Below are 17952 nucleotides of genomic sequence, written 5' to 3' on the forward strand. Positions count from 1 at the left end.
ATGAGCACCAACCCGCAGCCGACCTCCGCAGCGCAGGCCACCGCCCGGGAACCGGGCAGCGGCGGCAGCGGCATGGCCTTGCTGGTGATCGCGTCCTGTCAGCTGATGGTGGTCCTGGACATCACCATCGTGAACATCGCGCTGCCGCACATCCAGAGCGCCCTGGACTTCTCCACCACCAGCCTGTCCTGGGTGGTCAACGCCTACACGCTCACCTTCGGCGGGCTGCTGCTGCTCGGCGGGCGGACCGGTGACATCCTCGGCAGGCGGCGGGTGTTCGTCTCCGGGGTGCTGCTCTTCGCGCTCGCCTCCCTGCTCGGCGGGCTGGCGCAGAGCTCCGGCCAACTCCTCGCCGCCCGTGCCCTCCAGGGCGTCGGCGGCGCGATCGCCTCGCCGACCTCGCTCGCGTTGATCAGCACGACCTTCCGCGAAGGCCCCGAACGCAACCGGGCCTTCGGGGTCTTCGCCGCGGTCTCCTCGGGCGGCGGCGCGATCGGGCTGCTCGCGGGCGGGATGATCGTCGAGTGGCTGAACTGGCGCTGGGTGCTCTTCGTCAACGTGCCGATCGGCGTGCTCATCGCCCTCGCCACGCCTCGCTGGATCAAGGAGTCCGAGCGGCATCCGGGCCATTTCGACCTGGCCGGCGCGTTCACGTCCACCGTGGGCATGGTGCTGCTGGTGTACGGCTTCATCAGAGCCGCGCAGGAGGGGTGGCGGGACGCGCTGACGCTGGCCTCCTTCGGCGCGGCCGTCGTCGTGCTCGCGGTGTTCGTCCTGATCGAGCGCCGCTCCCGGCAGCCGATCACCCCGCTCCACATGTTCGCCGACCGCAACCGCGCGGGGACCTACGGCATCATGCTGAGCCTCGCCGCCGCGATCTTCGGCATGTTCTTCTTCCTGACGCTGTTCGTGCAGGACGTCCTGAACTTCAGCCCGCTGGAGGCAGGGCTGGCCTTCCTGCCGGTGAGCGCGGTCATCGCGATCGGCGCGGGCCTGGCCTCGCAGTTCCTCCCGCGCTTCGGCCCCAAGCCGTTCATGGTGCTGGGCGCGGTCCTCGCCGCGGCGGGCCTGGCCTGGCTGACCCTGACCGACGTGGACTCGACGTACGCGGGCAGCATCCTCGGCCCGATGCTCGTCTTCAGCCTGGGCATGGGCATGGAGTTCGTCTCGCTCACCCTCATGGCGCTCTCCAACGTCACCCCGCAGGAGACGGGCGCTGCGTCCGGCCTCCTCAACGCCACGCAGCAGGTGGGCGGTTCACTGGGCCTGTCGATCCTGGTCACCATGTTCGGCACGGCCAGCACCAGCGAGGCCCACAAACAGATCCCCCGCTTCCTCGCCCAGGCGACCCCCGCCGAACGGCTCCGCTTCCACAGGACCGGCCAACTGCCCAAGCCCTGGTCCGACGAGGTCCTCACGGCAGGTATCTCGGCCGCGTTCGTCATGGCGGCGATCTTCACGGTCGTGGCCGCCCTGATAGCGGTGGTGGCCATCCAGGTCCGCCCGTCCGACCTGGAACGCCTGAAGGGCGGAACGGTCCCGGGCGGACCATGACCCTACTGCGACCTCCGACCTTCGAGCACGCCGCCTCAGCCGCCGGAGGCCTCCCGCGCCGCACGTTCGAGCCGCTGCCGGTACTCCTCCCACCAGGCACGGTCGCCCGGAGCCAGGTTGTCCTTGCCGTTCAGGTACCCGGCGCTCCCGTCGAGGAGCTCCCGGACGATGTCGGCGTGACCGGCGTGCCGCTGGGTGTCGGTGATCACGCGGACCAGGATGTGGTGCAAGGTCGCCTCCTGGCGCTCCTCGGGCCACCACGGGACACGGCCCGTCGCCTCGAGCGGCAGTGCCGCGATCGTGCCGTCGGAGTGCGCCCACGCCTGCCGGTACAGCCCGACGATGTCCTCCCGCGACTCGTCCGCGGTGGCCCACATGTCCGCGTTGGGCTCCCCGTCCTGCGTGTACCACCACGGCGGCGGCGCCTCGTCGAAGAACGGCCGGCCGAACGTGTCGCCGAGATACCCCAGCTCCACACCGGCGACGTGCTTGACCAGCCCCAGCAGGTTGGTGCCCGTGGGTGTCAGCGGGCGGCGGACGTCGTACTCCGACAGTCCGTCCAGCTTCCAGAGCAGGGCCTCGCGGCCTTCTTGCAGGTAGCGGTGGAGGTCCGCCTTCGGGTCCGGTTCAGTCATGGTTCGCAGTCTCGCAGCCGGCACTGACAACGCCCCGTGCGGCGGCGACGGTCAGGACACCGACGTCCCGCCCCACTCCTCCGGAGCCACGTCCGCGAGTGTCTCCGAGAACGTCCACTGGTGGCCGGCCGGGTCCTCCGCGGTGTACTGGCGTTCGCCGTACTCGAAGTCGGTCGGTTCCATGAGGATGCGGGCGCCCTGCCGGCGCGCCCGCTCGCAGTGGGCGCGGGCGTCGTCGACGCGGACCGTCACCGAGTGCGTGACCTCGCCGGGGCGTGGCGGGCGGCGGTCCTTGCGGGTGTCCCCGACGATCACCGCTCCGTCGCCGAAGGCGAGTTGGGCGCGGTGGGCCTCGCCGATCCGCACCCGCTCGACGAACCCGAAGGCCGCGCCGAGCCAGGCGACCGCGGCCCGCACGTCGGGGTAGATCAGGACGGGGATGACCGTGGCGGCGGGGATGGAGCGGTTCGGTTTCATGGCCTGCTCCCGACGACTGGCGGTGCCCCGGCCCGCTCCGGCGGCGCGGACGACACCGGGACCGGGCCGGGTTGCTGTGCGCGCGGCACGGTACTGACCCGTTCGCGCGATCCCAGTCTGCGGAACGGGGGACCGGCGCCGCAAACGGTGCCGCTGCCGTCACCGCGGCCGTGCCCGGTCCGGCCGCACCGCGTCGGAGATGGACTCGACGCCGCCGTGCGTCGACCAGGCACGGCGGCAACAGCAGGACGCCGTCGGCCAGGCGGCGACATCGTCGGCGATCGCCCATGGACACCTCCGTTCAGCTTGGGAGCACACCAAGAACCGGCGTGGCCGAGGCCATGCCGGTTCTTGGTGTTCGGGGGTGGAAGTACGACTCACACAGGGCGAACCGTGATACGGATGGCCGCCTCCCCGGCGTTGTGGATCGACTCCTCGCGGATGACCGAGCCCGGGCCCGGCGCGTGGATCATCAGGCCGTTGCCGGTGTAGATGCCGACGTGGCTGAAGTTGTCGTGGAAGAAGATCAGGTCTCCGGGGCGGCTCTCCGCGAGCGGAACCACCGTGCCGGCGCTCGCCTGGTCCTGCGTCGAGCGCGGCAGGCTCACCCCGGCGGCCTTCCAGGCGGCCTGTGTGAGACCGGCGTTGTCGTACGATTCCGGCCCGACCGCACCCCACAGGCACGGCCGCCCGATCTGTGCCCGCGCGAACGCGATGGCCCGGTCGGCCTTGGTGCCGGTGGACGTCTCGACGGCGGGTACGCCCGTGTCGAGCACGCTCGGCTGCAGCGCCCGCCAGTCCTCGACCGCGGGCACGCCGGTGTCGAGCACGCTGGGCTGCTGCATCCGCCACGCCTCCTCGGCCGCCCGCCGAGCCTCCTCGGCCGAGCCTTGCCAGCCGAGCTGGACGGGCTGCGCGGCGAGGGCGCCGGTCTGCCAACCGGTCTGGGAGGGTTGGGTTTCCGTGGCGCCGGTCTGCCAACCGGTCTGGGACGGCTGGGCCTCCACGGCCCCGGTCTGCCAACCGGCCTGCGTGGGCTGCGCTTGGGAGACAGCGGCAGCGGCAGCGGCTTGCCAGGAGGCCTGGGCCGGCTGACTCTCCGTGACGGGCGTTTGCCAGGGGGTCTGGGAGGGCTGGGCCGCCAGGGCACCGGCGGGCTGCCAGCCGGCCTGTGTCGACTGGGCTCCGACGGAGGGGGTTTGCCAGCCGGTCTGTGGCGTCTGGGCTTCGGCGCCGGGGGCCTGCCACGAGGGCTGAGCCGCCTGGGCTGCGGTGCCGGAAGGCTGCCAAGAGGTCTCAGTCGCCTGGGCTGTGTTGCCGGAGGTCTGCCAAGAGGCCTGAGCCGACGGGGTTCCGTTGGCAGGGGTCTGCCAGGCGGCCTGGTCCGAGTGGATACCGGCAGCGGGCGTCTGCCAGCTGGGCTGCGCGGGCTGCGCCGCGACGGTGGGCATCCAGTCGACCTGGGTCTGCGGGGCCTCCAGCGCCGCCGCCGGTTGCGGGACCGTCTGGGTCGGCTGCGGCGCGATGGCCGCTCGCGGAGCCGCGGTCTGACGGGCCGTGTAGCGGTACAGCAGGTCGCTGGCCGCCGCGATCTTCCGCTGACTCCGCTGCTTGGACTGCCGCAGAGTGGACTGCTTCGGCTCGGCGGCCGGAATGGTCAGGGCCGATACAGACCCCTGACGCTGCTGTGGTACGGCGGGAAGCACGGCCGTGGGGCTCGCGGCCGACTCGGGCGTGGAGCCTGCCGTGAGCTCGGCCACCGGACCGGCGGTGAGTCCGGCGACGGGGCCCGCGGTGAGCTCGGCCACGGGACCCGCGGTGAGCTCGGCAACGGGCTGCCGGGTGCCCCCGGCTGGAAGCTCCAGCGCGGACGCGCGGCCCGCCGCCTCCAACTCCCGCCCGCCACGGGCCCGTTCACCCTCGCGCTCAGCCGGTCGCCGGGCCGCACGCGCAGGTCGGGCCCCGGCGTCGGGCGTGCGATCGGCCGGCAGGATCGCCGGAATCGTCGGGCCCAGCGAGGCGCGTGCCGCGCCGAACCACTGCCGGGCGATGTTGTCCAGGTCGGGATCCGAGGACCGTGACCGTCCCTCGCCTCCGCTTCCGCCCGCCGCGGCACCGCGTCCCCGCGCACCAGTCGACTGCGTACGCGTGAGGTTGAACTGGCCGGTGTCGCTCTCGGCCCGGTCGTAGAGGCTGCTCACCCGCTGGCTGACGTCCTCGCGGCTCGGCCGCTCGACTTCCGCCGCAGGCGCTGCGTCGGCGGTCTGCGAGAGCACGGCCACCGAGGTGAGTGCCGCCGTCGCGAGGGCGGAATTGCGCATGCCGGGGAGGCCGAAGCCTCCCGCGCGCGGACTTCGATCCGGCGCCATGGGAGCCGTACTCCTTCCGTACTCCGCCTACCGAGTTAGCTGTCGGGTTCGGGCGGTCGATCCGGAAGGCTAGCCCTACGGCCCTTGCCCCGGAGGGCAGTTGGGCCGATTCACCCCATCGTTCGGTTGGGTCCCCGGCTCCGGCTGCCGTACGGCGCACCGGACTCGGCGGAGGCCGCGCGCCCCGACGGGGTTCGTCGGAGGAAGTCGAACGGCCTGGGCGTCAACTTAGCCAACTTGTGCGCCCCGTGTGAAGGTTGAGGTGTGAAATGTCCGATACGCTTTTGTGACATTCATCGTGACGCGGTGTCGGAACCGTGTGCCGTGCACACAACGGCGTCGCACGGCCACCGACGGTGGTCGCGAGAGGCGGCAGGCCGCGTCCCGGGACCGACCTCAGTGGCGCTCGTCGTCGTCGGCCGCCCGCTCGGCGTTCCGCTTCTTGATCCGCGCCGCCTCCTTGCGGACCTCCGCCTGCGTCGCGCGCTCCTTCTGCAGCCACTCGGGCTGCTCCTGCTTGAGAGCCTCGATCTGCTCGGTGGTCAGCGGCTCGGTGACGCCGCCGCGGGCGAGACCGGCGATGGAGACACCCAGCTTCGCCGCGACGACCGGACGCGGGTGCGGGCCCTTGGCGCGCAGCTCGCGCAGCCACTCGGGCGGGTTCGCCTGCAACTCGTCGAGCCGGGCGCGCGAGACGGCACCCGCACGGAACTCTTCGGGGGTGGCCTCGAGGTACACACCCAGCTTCTTGGCCGCGGTCGCGGGCTTCATCGTCTGGGCGGTCTGGTGCGACTTCATGGGGTCCAGGGTATCGATCGTGTGGGGGACCGCCGACCACGGACGGTAACCTGGCGGGGTGACAGGCTCGGAAGCATCCCCGACGTTCCGGCTTGCGTACGTTCCGGGGACGACTCCCGCCAAGTGGGTGCGGATCTGGAACGAGCGCCTGCCCGACATCCCGCTGACGCTCGTCGCCGTGACGGCGTCGCAGGCGCCGGACGTGCTGCGCGGTGGGGAGGCGGACGCGGGTCTGGTGCGGCTCCCTGTCGACCGTACGTTCTTCAGCGCGATCCCCCTCTACACGGAGACGACGGTGGTCGTGGTCCCCAAGGACCACGTGATCACGGCGGCGGAGGAGGTCACGGTCGCCGACCTCGCCGACGAGGTGCTCTTCCACCCCCTGGACGACGTCTTCGACTGGGACGCCCCGCCCGGCGAGCCCGCGTTCGAGCGTCCGGCGACCACGGAGGACGCGATCGAGCTGGTGGCGGCCGGTGTGGGCCTCCTCGTCGTCCCCCAGTCCCTGGCCCGCCTGCACCACCGCAGGGACCTCACCTACCGCCCGGTCGTGGACGCCCCTCAGTCCGCCGTCGCCCTTTCGTGGCCCGAAGAGGCGACCACGGAGATGGTCGAGGACTTCATCGGCATCGTCCGCGGCCGCACCGTGAACAGCTCCCGCGGCCGGAAGCCGGAACAGGCCCAGCCGAAGGAAAAGCCGACGGACAAGGCCGCGCCCCGCCGCAAGCCGACGCCCGGGAAGGCTCCGGCCCGAGGCGGCGGCCGGGGCGCAGCGAACGCCCCGAAGAGCCCCAAGCGAGGAAAACCGCGCCGCCGCTCCTAGCGAGGCGACAACGAGCAGGCCGCAGGCCGACTAACCGACGCGGACCGACCATCCTGACCAGGCAAGTTCCCGGGCCAAGGGACGATCCCGACCCCAACCCTCGTCCCAGCCGACCCCCTCGCCCCTGACCGATCCCTCCCACCCTCCACCGCCGCCCCGACCCCCACCGGCCTCCCCTGGCCCTGAGCGGTGTCCTTGGCCTGGACCGATGTCCTTGGCTTGGCATGGTGCCCTGGCCTCGGCCGATCCCCCTCGGCCCCGCCCGGCACTCCTGACCTCCTCAGGCGTCCCTGGCTTCCACAAGCGCCCCTGCCCCTGACGCCCCTCCTCGTCCCCGACGGACGATCCCGCCCCACCCACCTCGCAACCGCTCACTTCGCCGGCAGCCCGCTCGCGAACGCGTACCCCTCCTCGATCCACTCGCCGAGTGGCTCGTCCTCGGTCACGGCCGAGCCCGCGACGACCACCCAGCCCTTCATGGGGCGACCCGTCATGTCGAACAGCCGCGCCCCGGGCCGGGCCAGCGCCGCGTCCGTCGCGTCCGGGCCGACCCGGACCATCAGGTCGTCGCCGGTCACGCCGACGGCCATGTTGCCGCGCAGCAGGAAGGCGATCCCGCCGAACATCCGCTTCTCGGCGACGTCCGGATCAGCGCCCAGCCGCTGCCGGATCCGCTCCGCGAGTCCTTCGTCGTACGCCATGAGGACCTCGATCCGTGAGTCCGTGAGTCCGTGAGTTCCTTGAAGTCCGTAAGCTCCGTGAGTTCCCGTGAGTGAGCCCGCGTTCCAGGCTGCGCAGATTCGCGGGCGTGAGGGGGCCGCACCCCCCAGCATCCCGCCGTCCGACCACCGGCGCGCGCCGCCGAGTCGGTGACGGGTTCCTTACGGCGGTGGGTCGAGGCGGGACAAACCGGCGCCCGGGAGAGACCCTGCCGGTGAGCCTCGGCTCGGACCCGGCCGGGGAGCCGCCCCGCGGTCCCGCACGAAGGAGCGCCGCCCATGACCACGAGCCCCGCCCTCGACGACACCTACCGCTTCGACGACCTCACGGCCCTGTTCATCAACTGCACTCTCAAGCCGTCACCTCAGGTCAGCCACACTCAGGGGCTCATCGACAAGAGCGCGGCGATCATGATGTCGCGCGGCGTCACCACGTCCGAGATCCGGGCCGTCGACCACGACCTCGCGCCCGGCGTGTACCCGGACATGACCGAGCACGGCTTCGCGGCGGACGAGTGGCCCGCGCTGTACGAGCAGGTGATGGCCGCGGACATCCTGGTGCTGGCCGGGCCGATCTGGCTGGGGGACAACAGCTCCGTGACGAAGAGGGTCGTCGAGCGGCTCTACAGCTGCTCGGGCCTGCTCAACCCCCAGGGCCAGTACGCCTATTACGGCCGTGTCGGCGGCTGTCTGATCACCGGCAACGAGGACGGCGTGAAGCACTGCGCCATGAACGTCCTCTACAGCCTCCAGCACCTCGGCTACACCATCCCGCCGCAGGCCGACGCCGGCTGGATCGGCCCCGCAGGGCCCGGCCCCTCCTACCTCGACCCCGGCTCGGGCGGCCCGGAGAACGACTTCACCAACCGCAACACCACGTTCATGACCTGGAACCTGATGCATCTCGCGGCCATGCTCAAGCGGGCCAAGGGCATCCCCGCCCACGGCAACCAGCGCTCGGAGTGGGACGCCGGCTGCCGCTTCGACGCCCCCAACCCCGACTACCGCTGACGGCCGGCTCGGCCGGCTCGGGCGGCTCAGGCGGCTCAGGCGGCTCAGGACACGAAGGTCGCCTTCCGTGCCGTAGCCACCACCGTCTCTCCGTCGGCCCGGTCGAGCAGTCCCGCCGTCACCCACGCCGCCACGGTCGACCGGACGTGCTCGACGAGCGCGCTCTTCCCGTGGAAGGGCGCCGCCGCCCACACCTCGTCGAGGAGTGAAGTCCCGTCGTCCTTCGCCGGGTTGGCCACCCCCGAGTCGGTGTTCCCGAAGACGATCCGGGGTTCCGCGCGGCGGAAGTACGCGTGCGTCGGATCCTCCGTGCCCTCGGCGAACGGGGCCAACTCGGTTCCGTTGAGGGCGAAGTGGAGGGGTTTGCCCGGGACCGGCGTGAGGGACGGGAGCAGGTCACCGGAGAGGGCGGCGTTGCCGTAGAGACCGAACTCCAGGTACTCCGTGGACGGATCGCGGGCCACCAGGTTCACCGGACCGAGGAAGAGCGTCTGGAGGAAGGGGTCGTCCAGGGCCTTCTCGACCCGCAGCCGGAAGGGCACGGCGACGCGCACGGTGTCGCCGGCCCGCCACTTCCGGGACACGGAGAAGTAGCCGCCGGGTGTCGAACTCCCCTGCACCGCCCGTCCGTTGACGGCCACCCGGAATCCCGCGGTCGCCCACGACGGCACCCGCAGCCGCAGCTCGAAGTCCGCGCTGCCGCCGCCGATCGTCAGCGTGCTGCCCTGCTCCCGCGGATACTCCGTGCTCTGTGTGACCGTGACGCCCTTCTCCACCCAGGTCAGCCGGGACGGGCTGTAGAGATTGACGTACAGCGCGCTGCCGTCGGCCGCCTGGAAGTACACCGAGTCCTGGTACTTGGTGGCGCTCTCCATCCCCGTGCCCTCGCAGCAGGTCGTCCCCTGCTTCGGCGTGTAGTCCCGCACATGCCCCGGCGTCAGCCCGATGAAGTAGGTGACGAGCGGCTTCTCCGCGTCGGCCTTGTCCTGCTTGGAGCCCAACACCTGGTTGTAGAGGGCCCGTTCGTAGTAGTCGGCGTACTTCGGATCCTGCTCGTGGAGGAACAGGGTCCGGCTCAGCTTCAGCATGTTGTACGCGCAGCAGGTCTCGGCCGTCGTCGCGCCGATCGTCCCGGCGATCACGTCCCGCGCCTTCCAGAACTCGCCCGTGCTGGTGCCTCCGATGCCGTACATGCGATGCGGTACGACCATGCCCCAGAAGTTCCGCGCGGCGCTCAGGTAGCGCTCCTCGCCCGTCGCGTCGTACAGCCGCACGAGCCCGGTGAAGATCGGGATGTGCTGGTTGGCATGGAGCCCGTCGAGCGTGTCGGTGCCCGCGGCGCACGCGTCGATCAGCTTGTCGAGGTCGAACAGCCGGGCCAGCGCGAGGTGTTCGGGCTTTCCGGTGAGCGCGTGCAGATCGCAGATCGCCTCGACGATGCCGCCGAACTCGCCGCTGGAGAAGATCCCCCACATCCGCTGGAGGGTGGCGGCGGGCAGCACGGACAGCCGCGCGTACATCCAGTCGCACATCCCGGACGCGAGATCGAGCGCCCGTTCGTCGTCGGTGGCGCTGTGGGCGTCCAGCAGCCCCCGGAGGATCTTGTGCGCGGTGTAGTACGGCGCCCACACCTTCGTGTAGTCGCTCCCGGTCATCGACTCCAGCGCGATGAACTGCGTCTCCGGGTACGCGGCCAGGAACCCGGGGTGACTGGGCCCGCCCCAGGTGCGGCGCAGGGTGCCGTCCAGCCCTCGCCCGGAGGCGTCCGCGAAGCGCGACCCCGAGGTCTCGTCGAAGGCGTACGACACCAGGTCGCCCCGCCCGGCCGAGCTGTCGGCGGCGCGGCTGTCCTGCAACTCCGTGATCTCGGCGGCGGACAGCGCACGGGAGTGGATGTCGAACTCGTCGTAGGCGCCGGCGAAGACGGGGTCGGCGGGGTAGTTGGAGCGGCCGAGCCAGTTGTGGGCGGGGGTGCCGAGGGCGGCCGGGGTGAGGGTCATCTCCGTATTGCGTGCCACGGCCGTCCCGTTGACGTACAGCGTCCCCGTGCCGTCCGCGATCGTCACCGCTAGGTGGCTCCACTGGCCGATGGGCAGCGCGGCGGTGCCGTTGACGCCCTGCTCGCCGCCCGCGCCACCGGTCGTGATCGCGAAGCGCGGGACCCCGCTGCCGTTGCGGGCGGCGAGGTACATGTACCGCGTGGTGTCGTCGCCGAAGTCGAAGACGCGGGCCCAGTTGTCGGCGTGCGTCGGCCTGACCCAGGCGGAGACGGTGATCGCGGTCGCGCCACCGAGCACGCTGCTCGGCAGGTCGACGTACTGATAGGACCCGCGCTCGTTGAAGGCGGCGGTCCCGAACCGCCCCTCCACGGCCAGGACTTCGGGCTCCCGGCGCAGCGCGGCCCGCACCTCGCTCAGCGCTCCGACCATGGTGCCGATCTTCTCGGCGAAGACCTGCTCGCCCGTGCCGGCGTAGGCCTGCGACAGCATGGTCAGAAAGTGCCCGGTGTAGTGCCCGCGCAGGTTCCCGTTGGCCTCCCCGTCCAGCCCCTCCCAGCCACCGGGCGCGACTGCGTCACCGGTGGGCAGCCCGGCGTTGGCGCGGAAGACCTGGAGCAGCCGGTTCACGTCGTAGCCGCGGGCATGGTCGAGCATGAGCTCCCGTTTGCCGGCGAACACGCCCGGTTCGAGCGCCACTTGATCGAGCGCGAACGGAAGCACGCTCCAGGCTGCCGGGGCCGCGGCCGTTGCCGCCGCCCGCCCGGACGCCGCGTACGAGAGCGTAGGCACGGCCGCGGCAACTGCCGCGGCCTGCAGGAGGATTCGTCTGGAGAGGGGCGGTGCCATGTGTGCTCCTCCATCGTTGTTCGGTATCACGAACGCCATTCGAATAGCCGACCAGACGATAGGGAGGAGGCGGGGGAGCGTCAACGGGGCCGGAGTGCCTTGCCCGGCTATTGCTCTGACGGGGAAGGTTCGCCGGGTTGGCTGTTGTGGCGGTTGGATGTCGGTGACGTCCGTCCGACCGTTGGGGGTGTGGGGGCCGAGCCTGTCCGCGTGCGCAGGTTGACCGACCAGGAAGGGCAGAAGCTGCAGCAGATCGTGTGCCGGGGCAGTACCAGCTCGGTGCGCTATCGCCGGGCGATGATGCTGCTGGCGTCCGCCGGCGGAAACCGCGTCCCGGTGATCGCCCAGCTGGTCCAGGCCGACGAAGACACGGTGCGGGAGGTGATCCACCGGTTCAACGAGAACGGCCTGGCCTGTCTGAACCCTCGATGGGCGGGAGTCCGTCCCCGCCTGCTCAAGCCTGACGACGAGGACTTCGTCGTCCAGACGGCCACCACCCGCCCCACCAAGCTCGGCCAGCCCTTCACCCGCTGGTCGATCCGTAAACTCGCCACCTACCTGCGCCGCGTGCATGGACGCGTCATCCGCATCGGCCGTGAAGCCGTACGGTGCCTGCTCCGGTGCCGTGGCATCACCTTCCAGCGCACCAAGACATGGAAGGAGTCCCCTGACCCAGACCGCGACGCCGAGCTCGACCGTATCGAGCAGGTGTTGGAACGCTTCCCGGACCGGGTTTTCGCCTTCGACGAGTTCGGCCCGCTCGGGATCCGACCCACCGGCGGTTCCTGCTGCGCCGAACAAGGCAAGCCCAACCGCCTGTCGGCCGCCTACCACCGCACCCACGGCGTCACCTACTTCCACGGCTGCTACTCCGTCGGCGACGACCGGCTGTGGGGAGTCAACCGCCGCCGCAAACGCACCGCCCCCAGCCTCGCCGCGTTGAAGTCCATCCGTGCCGCCCGACCCGACGGCGCCCCGATCTACGTCATCCTGGACAACCTTTCCGCCCACACCGGCGCGGGCATCCGCCGCTGGGCGAAGAAGAACAGGGCCGAACTGTGCTTCACCCCGACCTACGCCTCCCGGGCCAACCCGATGGAGGCGCACTTCGGCCCGCTGCGGCAGTTCACCCTGGCCAACTCAAACCACCGCAGCCATCCCGCGCGGACACAGGCCCTGCACCGCTACCTGAGCTGGCGCAACGCCAACGCCCGTTACCCCGACGTGCTCGCCGCCCAGCGCAAGGAACGCGCCCGCATCCGCAGCGAGAAGGGCATCCGCTGGGGCGGACGGCCCATCGACTGCGCTGTCTGATTGCTCAATTCGCCGAAGCTGACGGACCATGTATCGGCTCCGACTGCAGCAGCGGGACTCGCCTAGTGAGCGCGGCAGCCGGAAGCAGATTGTCCGGTTCGATGCCAGGGTCCGCCGTGACATCGACGCCGGCTGCTTGAGCGTCGAAGCCGGTCGGCCAGAGCGTAAGGTCGCTCACGAGCGCGCCTTCCAGCCTCGCCCCTCGCAGGTCAGTCTCGGTGAGGTCGCAGCCCCGGAGGTCGGCCAACCGCAGATCCGCGCCGGCGAACACGGCACCCTGGGCACGAGCCTTGCGCAGGTTCGCCTCCCGCAGGTCCGCACCGGAGAAGTCCGCCGACCTCAAGTCGGCTTTGACCAGGCGTGCACCTCGCAGATCGGCTTGCAGACAGCGGACCTGGTGAAGAATGGAAGTGCCGAGTTCGGCATGCCGCAGGTTGGCGGCAATCAGTGACGCCTTGCTCAGGTTGACCTGGTAGACGCTCGCCGCTTCCAGGCATGCGCCGTCGAAGTTCACTCCGTGCAGCCACAATCCGTCACAGTCGGCCCGGCGCAGATCGGTCAAACTGACGTTGAGCCACTCCGGACGGCGTTCTTGGTACAGGACCCCGAGGCAGGTCAGCGCCGTCTGAGCGTCCGCGGCGCGGGTCTCCAACGGAGGCACCGCGTTGATGGACACGTCCGCCGCCGAAACCGCGGGTTCCTGCGGCGGCCAGGGAAGGTGTGTCCGCAAATACGCCGCCATGATTGAAACGATCGCCTCGCGGTCGCGGTCGGAATGATCCGCAATCCGCCACAGTGCGTAGATGCCTCCGATCCGCACGTCCAGCTTGTCACTACCGAGCTGATCCACGGCCCGGCTGAAGCGATCGGTGATGTTCCCCTCTCGGGTTGCGTTCAGCCCGTCTTGACTGACACGCAGCTGCCGCCATGTGGCATAGGCGCCGAACAGGACGACCGCACCCCCGACCGTCTGCAGAAGCGTGGTGCGCACATTGTTCACCGCGTTCAACCGGTCCGCTGCAGCGAGGTGGCCACCTGCGAGGTCATGGTCGACTATCAGCCCCGGAAGAACCAGGAGCACGACGCCCAGTAACACGATCACGGCCAGCGCCACAGCAACGGCACGAGTTAGGCGCCACCGGTCACGAAAAGATCTCCCCATAGCCAGAGAATCCTAGAACAAGGCCGAACCCGGCGAACCTTCCCGGTGAGAGCACTAGACGTCGAAGTACAGCTCGAACTCGTGGGGATGCGGCCGCAGTTGGAGCGGTGCGAGCTCGTTCGTGTGTTTGAGGTCGATCCACGTCTCGACCAGGTCCGAGGTGAAGACGTCGCCCTGGAGGAGGTATTCGTGGTCGGACTCCAGGGCGTGGAGGACGGACGGGAGGTCGGTGGGGAGCTGGGGGACGCTCGCGTGTTCCTCGGGGGCGAGTTCGTAGAGGTCCTTGTCCACCGGATCCGGCGGTTCCGTCTTGTTCCTGATGCCGTCCAGGCCCGCCAGGAGCATCGCCGAGAACGCCAGGTACGGGTTGCAGGACGGGTCCGGGGCGCGGAATTCGAGCCGTTTCGCCCGCGGGTCGGCGCCGGTGATCGGGATGCGGATGCAGGCGGAGCGGTTGCGCTGGGAGTAGACCAGGTTGACCGGTGCTTCGAAGCCGGGAACCAGGCGGTGGTACGAGTTCACCGTCGGGTTGGTGAAGGCGAGGAGGGAGGGTGCGTGCTTGAGGAGGCCGCCGATGTAGTGGCGGGCGGACTCCGACAGGCCCGCGTAGCCCTCCTCGTCGTAGAAGAGCGGGCTGCCGCCCTGCCACAGGGACTGGTGGGTGTGCATGCCGGAGCCGTTGTCGCCGAAGATCGGCTTGGGCATGAAGGTCGCGGTCCTGCCGTTGCGCCAGGCGACGTTCTTGATGACGTACTTGTACAGCTGCAGGTCGTCGGCCGCGTGCAGCAGCGTGTTGAACCGGTAGTTGATCTCCGCCTGCCCCGCCGTACCGACCTCGTGGTGCTGCTTCTCCACCAGGATGCGGGCCTTGATGAGTTCGAGGGTCATCTCCGCGCGCAGGTCGGCGAAGTGGTCGACCGGCGGGGCCGGGAAGTAGCCGCCCTTGTAACGGACCTTGTAGCCGCGGTTGTCCTGCAACGCCCCCGTGTTCCAGGCGCCCGCCTCGGAGTCGATGTGGTAGAAGGCCTCGTTGGTCCTCGTCTCGAAGCGGGCCGAGTCGAAGACGTAGAACTCCGCCTCCGGACCGAAGTAGGCCGCGTCCGCGATCCCCGTCGACACCAGGTACGTCTCCGCCTTCTTCGCCACGTTGCGCGGGTCGCGGCTGTACTGCTCGCCGGTCACCGGGTCGTGGATGAAGAAGTTGACGATCAGGGTCGTGTCCTTGCGGAAGGGGTCCACCCGGGCCGTCTGCAGATCGGCGCGCAGGGCCATGTCGGACTCGTGGATGGCCTGGAAACCGCGGATCGACGAGCCGTCGAAGGCGAGTTCCCCGTCCGGGTCGAAGACCCCCACCGGCACCGTGAAGTGCTGCATGATGCCCGGCACGTCACAGAACCGGACGTCCACGAACTTCACGTCCTCGTCCGTGATGAACTTCCTGGCTTCCTCGGCGTTCTGGAACATCCGACTCACCGTCCGTGTGGCGGGGCGCCCTGCTGTGCACTGTAGGCACCGGGCCAGGCCCCGGGAAGGCGACCGGCGCCCCGGGAAGGCGGTCGGCGAGGGGTGGTCGCTTTCGCGTGGTCCGCACCGCTGTGGGTGGCACAATCGGCCGCGTGGACCGGGGGATCCTCGAACGTGAGCCCGAACTGACACGACTGGCCACGGCCGCACGCGAGGCGGCGGCCGGTGCCGGTTCGGTGGTGCTCGTCTTCGGCGAGGCGGGAATCGGCAAGTCGAGCCTGGTGAGAGCCATGCCGGAGCGGCTGCCCGAGCAGGCCCGGGTGCTCGTCGGCCAGTGCGACGATCTCGCCACCCGACGGCCCCTCGGGCCGTTCCGCGACCTCGTCGGCAGCGTCGGCGCCGAGCTGGCGCGCGCCGTGACCGAGGGCGGCGACCGTCACCGCGTCTACGAGGCACTGCACGGTGAGCTGGCGGTGACTCCGCATCCCGCTGTACTCGTCGTCGAGGACGTCCACTGGGCCGACGAGGCCTCCCTGGACGCCCTGCGCTTCCTGGTCCGCCGCATGGAGCGGCTGCCCGCGCTGCTCGTCCTCACCTACCGCGACGACGAGTTGAGCAGCGGCCACCCCCTGCGCCACCTCCTCGGCCAGGTGTCCCGCGCGCCCCGCGTGCACCGGATGCCCCTGGCCCGGCTCTCCCTGGACGCGGTACGCACACTGAGCGGGGCCGGCCGGCTCGACCCGGCGCAGGTGTACGAGGTGACGTCCGGCAACCCCTTCTTCGTCGCCGAAGTGCTGGCCGCGGGCGGCACCGGCGGCGTGCCGCCGACGGTGGTGGACGCCGTACTCGCGCGGCTGCGCGGCCTCGAACCCGTCACCGTCGACGCGCTGGAGCAACTCGCCGTCGTCCCCTCGGCCGTCGAGCGCCCGCTGGTCGACGAGCTGCTCAAGGGGTGTGTCGCCCCGCTGGTCGAGGCCGAGCAGCGCGGACTGCTGACGGTGACCCCGGAGCGGGTGGCGTTCCGGCACGAGCTGATCCGCCGGGCCGTCGCCGACTCCGTGCCCGCCGCCCGGCGCATCGACCTCGACCGCAACGTCCTCGCGGCACTCGTCGCCCGCCCCGGCTCCGACGCCGCCCGCATCGTCCACCACGCCGCCCAGGCCGGCGACCAGGACGCCATCGCCCGCTACGGCCCCGACGCCGCCCGGGACGCCGCATCCGCCGGCGCCCACCGCGAGGCCGCCGCCCAACTGCGGCTCGTCCTGCGGCAACGGGACCGCTACGGGCCGCCCGACCTCGCCGACCTGCTCGAACGCTACGCCGTGGAGAGCTACACCATCGCCGACTCGGCCGCCGCCGTCGCCGCCCAGCGCGAGGCGGTCGCGCTGCGCCGCTCGCTCGGCGACACCCTCGCGCTCGGCGCCGACCTGCGCTGGCTGTCCCGCATCCACTGGTGGGCCGGCGACGCCGACGAGGCCCAGGACGCCGCCCGCGAGGCCGTCACCGTCCTTGAACACGCGGGCGACGACCGGCTGCTGGCCCTCGCCGTCAGCAACATCGCCCAGCTGCGCATGCTGTCCGACCGCTACCCCGAGGCCGTCGAACACGCCGAGCGAGCCATCGCGCTGGCCCGCAAGACCGAGGACGCGGCGATCCTCTCGCACGCCCTCAACAACCAGGGCAACGCCCGCTGGCGGGGCGGCGACCCCAGCGGGCGCAAGCAGCTGGAGGAGAGCCTCGACGTCGCCCTCGGCGCCGGCGAGGTCGAACACGCCTGCCGCGCCTACGCCAACCTCATCTGGACCCTCCTCGACAACCTCCAGTACGCCGAGGCCGACCGCTATCTGCCCCCGGCCATGGACCTCGCCGACCGCGCCGAACACCTCGGCTTCCTCACCTACCTCCACGTCGAACTGGCGATACGCCGGCTCGCCGCCGCCGACTGGGAGGACGCCGAGCGGCACGCCGAGTTCGGCATCCACGACTTCCTGCCCGCCCGCTGCCCCGCCCTGACAGTCCTCGCCCGCGTCCGCACCCGCTGCGGCCGCCCCGGCGCCGGTGAACTCCTCGCCGAGGCCCAGGAGATCGCCGTACGCACGAGGGAACTCCAGCGCACCGGGCCCGTCGCCGCCGCACTCGCGGAGGCGGCCTGGCTGCGCGGCGACCACGCGGCCGTGATCGAGGCCGTGGCCTCGGTGTACGCCGAGGCGCGGCATCTGACGGGCGTGCCCTACCGCGCCGAGCTCGGCTACTGGCTCGCGAAGGCCGGGCAGCCCGTCCCCATCGAGGACTCCGGTCATCCGTACGCCCTCCAGGCCCGCGGTTGCTGGCGGGAGGCCGCCGCGCTCTGGCAGGACGCCGGCTGCCCTTACGAGCACGCCGCCGCCTTCGCCGAGAGCCCGCACCCGGCCGACAAGCTCACCGCTCTCGCCGAACTCGACGCCCTCGGCGCCGAACCGCTGGCCCGTCTCGTCCGCACCGAACTGCGCCGGCTGGGTGTACGGCGCATCCCGCGCGGCCCGCTCGCGGCGACCCGCGGCAACCCCGCCGGCCTCACCGAACGCCAGCTGGAGGTCATGCGGCTGCTCGCCGAAGGCTTGACCAATGCCGAGATCGCCGCCCGGCTCGTGGTGTCCGTCCGTACCGTCGACAACCACGTACGAGCGGTCCTGGACAAACTCGGCGCGCCCACCCGGCGCCACGCCGCCGTCCGCGCCGCGCAGCTCGGACTGCTGCCCGGCCGTGAAACGTAGGTACCCGAGGGCCCGAGCTAGGTGACG

General features: G+C 71.0%; 13 protein-coding genes and 1 riboswitch. Of the genes, 5 read left to right on the top strand and 8 right to left on the bottom strand.

The window, feature by feature from the left end; translation table 11 throughout:
* A complete protein-coding gene (locus MQP27_RS29220) occupies positions 1–1554 on the top strand; it encodes an MFS transporter (protein ID WP_242768946.1) in 1554 nt (517 codons plus the stop codon).
* A gap of 35 nt (positions 1555–1589) precedes the next feature.
* Here the strand turns inward: MQP27_RS29220 and MQP27_RS29225 are convergent, their stop codons facing one another.
* The 4 genes from MQP27_RS29225 to MQP27_RS29240 all read right to left on the bottom strand — a co-directional run bounded on the left by MQP27_RS29225 (position 1590) and on the right by MQP27_RS29240 (position 5833).
* Positions 1590–2189 carry a DinB family protein gene (locus MQP27_RS29225; protein ID WP_242768947.1) on the bottom strand — a complete coding sequence of 200 codons (600 nt, stop codon included), beginning with the start codon at positions 2187–2189 and terminating at the stop codon, positions 1590–1592.
* Between the two features lie 51 nt (positions 2190–2240).
* Complete coding sequence (locus MQP27_RS29230) at positions 2241–2666, bottom strand: VOC family protein (protein ID WP_242768948.1); 426 nt, start codon at positions 2664–2666, stop codon at positions 2241–2243.
* 377 nt (positions 2667–3043) lie between these two features.
* The gene (locus MQP27_RS51445; RefSeq protein WP_308290009.1) at positions 3044–5035 is read right to left on the bottom strand and encodes a C40 family peptidase; all 1992 of its coding nucleotides are present in this window, start codon (positions 5033–5035) and stop codon (positions 3044–3046) included.
* An 8-nt stretch (positions 5036–5043) separates the two neighbouring features.
* Positions 5044–5216, bottom strand: a riboswitch (cyclic di-AMP (ydaO/yuaA leader).
* 215 nt (positions 5217–5431) lie between these two features.
* Positions 5432–5833, bottom strand: a complete 402-nt coding sequence (locus MQP27_RS29240; RefSeq protein WP_242768949.1) for a DUF5997 family protein — start codon at positions 5831–5833, stop codon at positions 5432–5434.
* A gap of 58 nt (positions 5834–5891) precedes the next feature.
* On the opposite strand from MQP27_RS29240, the gene MQP27_RS29245 reads away from it, so the two are divergent.
* Positions 5892–6656 carry a LysR family substrate-binding domain-containing protein gene (locus MQP27_RS29245; protein WP_242768950.1) on the top strand — a complete coding sequence of 255 codons (765 nt, stop codon included), beginning with the start codon at positions 5892–5894 and terminating at the stop codon, positions 6654–6656.
* A 371-nt stretch (positions 6657–7027) separates the two neighbouring features.
* On the opposite strand, the gene MQP27_RS29250 is transcribed toward MQP27_RS29245, so the two are convergent.
* Positions 7028–7357, bottom strand: coding sequence for a TfoX/Sxy family protein (locus tag MQP27_RS29250; RefSeq protein WP_242768951.1), 330 nt, complete (start codon positions 7355–7357; stop codon positions 7028–7030).
* A 297-nt stretch (positions 7358–7654) separates the two neighbouring features.
* Between MQP27_RS29250 and MQP27_RS29255 the strand changes: the two genes are divergently transcribed.
* A complete protein-coding gene (locus MQP27_RS29255) occupies positions 7655–8386 on the top strand; it encodes a flavodoxin family protein (protein ID WP_242768952.1) in 732 nt (243 codons plus the stop codon).
* 44 nt (positions 8387–8430) lie between these two features.
* Here the strand turns inward: MQP27_RS29255 and MQP27_RS29260 are convergent, their stop codons facing one another.
* Positions 8431–11232: a beta-L-arabinofuranosidase domain-containing protein gene (locus tag MQP27_RS29260; protein WP_242768953.1), complete on the bottom strand. Its 2802-nt coding sequence runs from the start codon at positions 11230–11232 to the stop codon at positions 8431–8433.
* A gap of 189 nt (positions 11233–11421) precedes the next feature.
* On the opposite strand from MQP27_RS29260, the gene MQP27_RS29265 reads away from it, so the two are divergent.
* Positions 11422–12546 carry an IS630 family transposase gene (locus MQP27_RS29265; RefSeq protein WP_443735757.1) on the top strand — a complete coding sequence of 375 codons (1125 nt, stop codon included), beginning with the start codon at positions 11422–11424 and terminating at the stop codon, positions 12544–12546.
* 4 nt (positions 12547–12550) lie between these two features.
* On the opposite strand, the gene MQP27_RS29270 is transcribed toward MQP27_RS29265, so the two are convergent.
* Positions 12551–13660 carry a pentapeptide repeat-containing protein gene (locus MQP27_RS29270; RefSeq protein ID WP_242768955.1) on the bottom strand — a complete coding sequence of 370 codons (1110 nt, stop codon included), beginning with the start codon at positions 13658–13660 and terminating at the stop codon, positions 12551–12553.
* A gap of 102 nt (positions 13661–13762) precedes the next feature.
* Entirely contained in the window at positions 13763–15172 is a 1410-nt protein-coding gene (glnA, locus tag MQP27_RS29275) for a type I glutamate--ammonia ligase (RefSeq protein ID WP_242768956.1), read from the bottom strand.
* A 152-nt stretch (positions 15173–15324) separates the two neighbouring features.
* On the opposite strand from glnA, the gene MQP27_RS29280 reads away from it, so the two are divergent.
* Positions 15325–17925 carry an ATP-binding protein gene (locus MQP27_RS29280; RefSeq protein WP_242768957.1) on the top strand — a complete coding sequence of 867 codons (2601 nt, stop codon included), beginning with the start codon at positions 15325–15327 and terminating at the stop codon, positions 17923–17925.
* Positions 17926–17952: the final 27 nt, after the last annotated feature.

This window comes from Streptomyces cylindrosporus (assembly GCF_022698165.1).
Taxonomy (GTDB): Bacteria; Actinomycetota; Actinomycetes; order Streptomycetales; family Streptomycetaceae; genus Streptomyces; species Streptomyces cylindrosporus.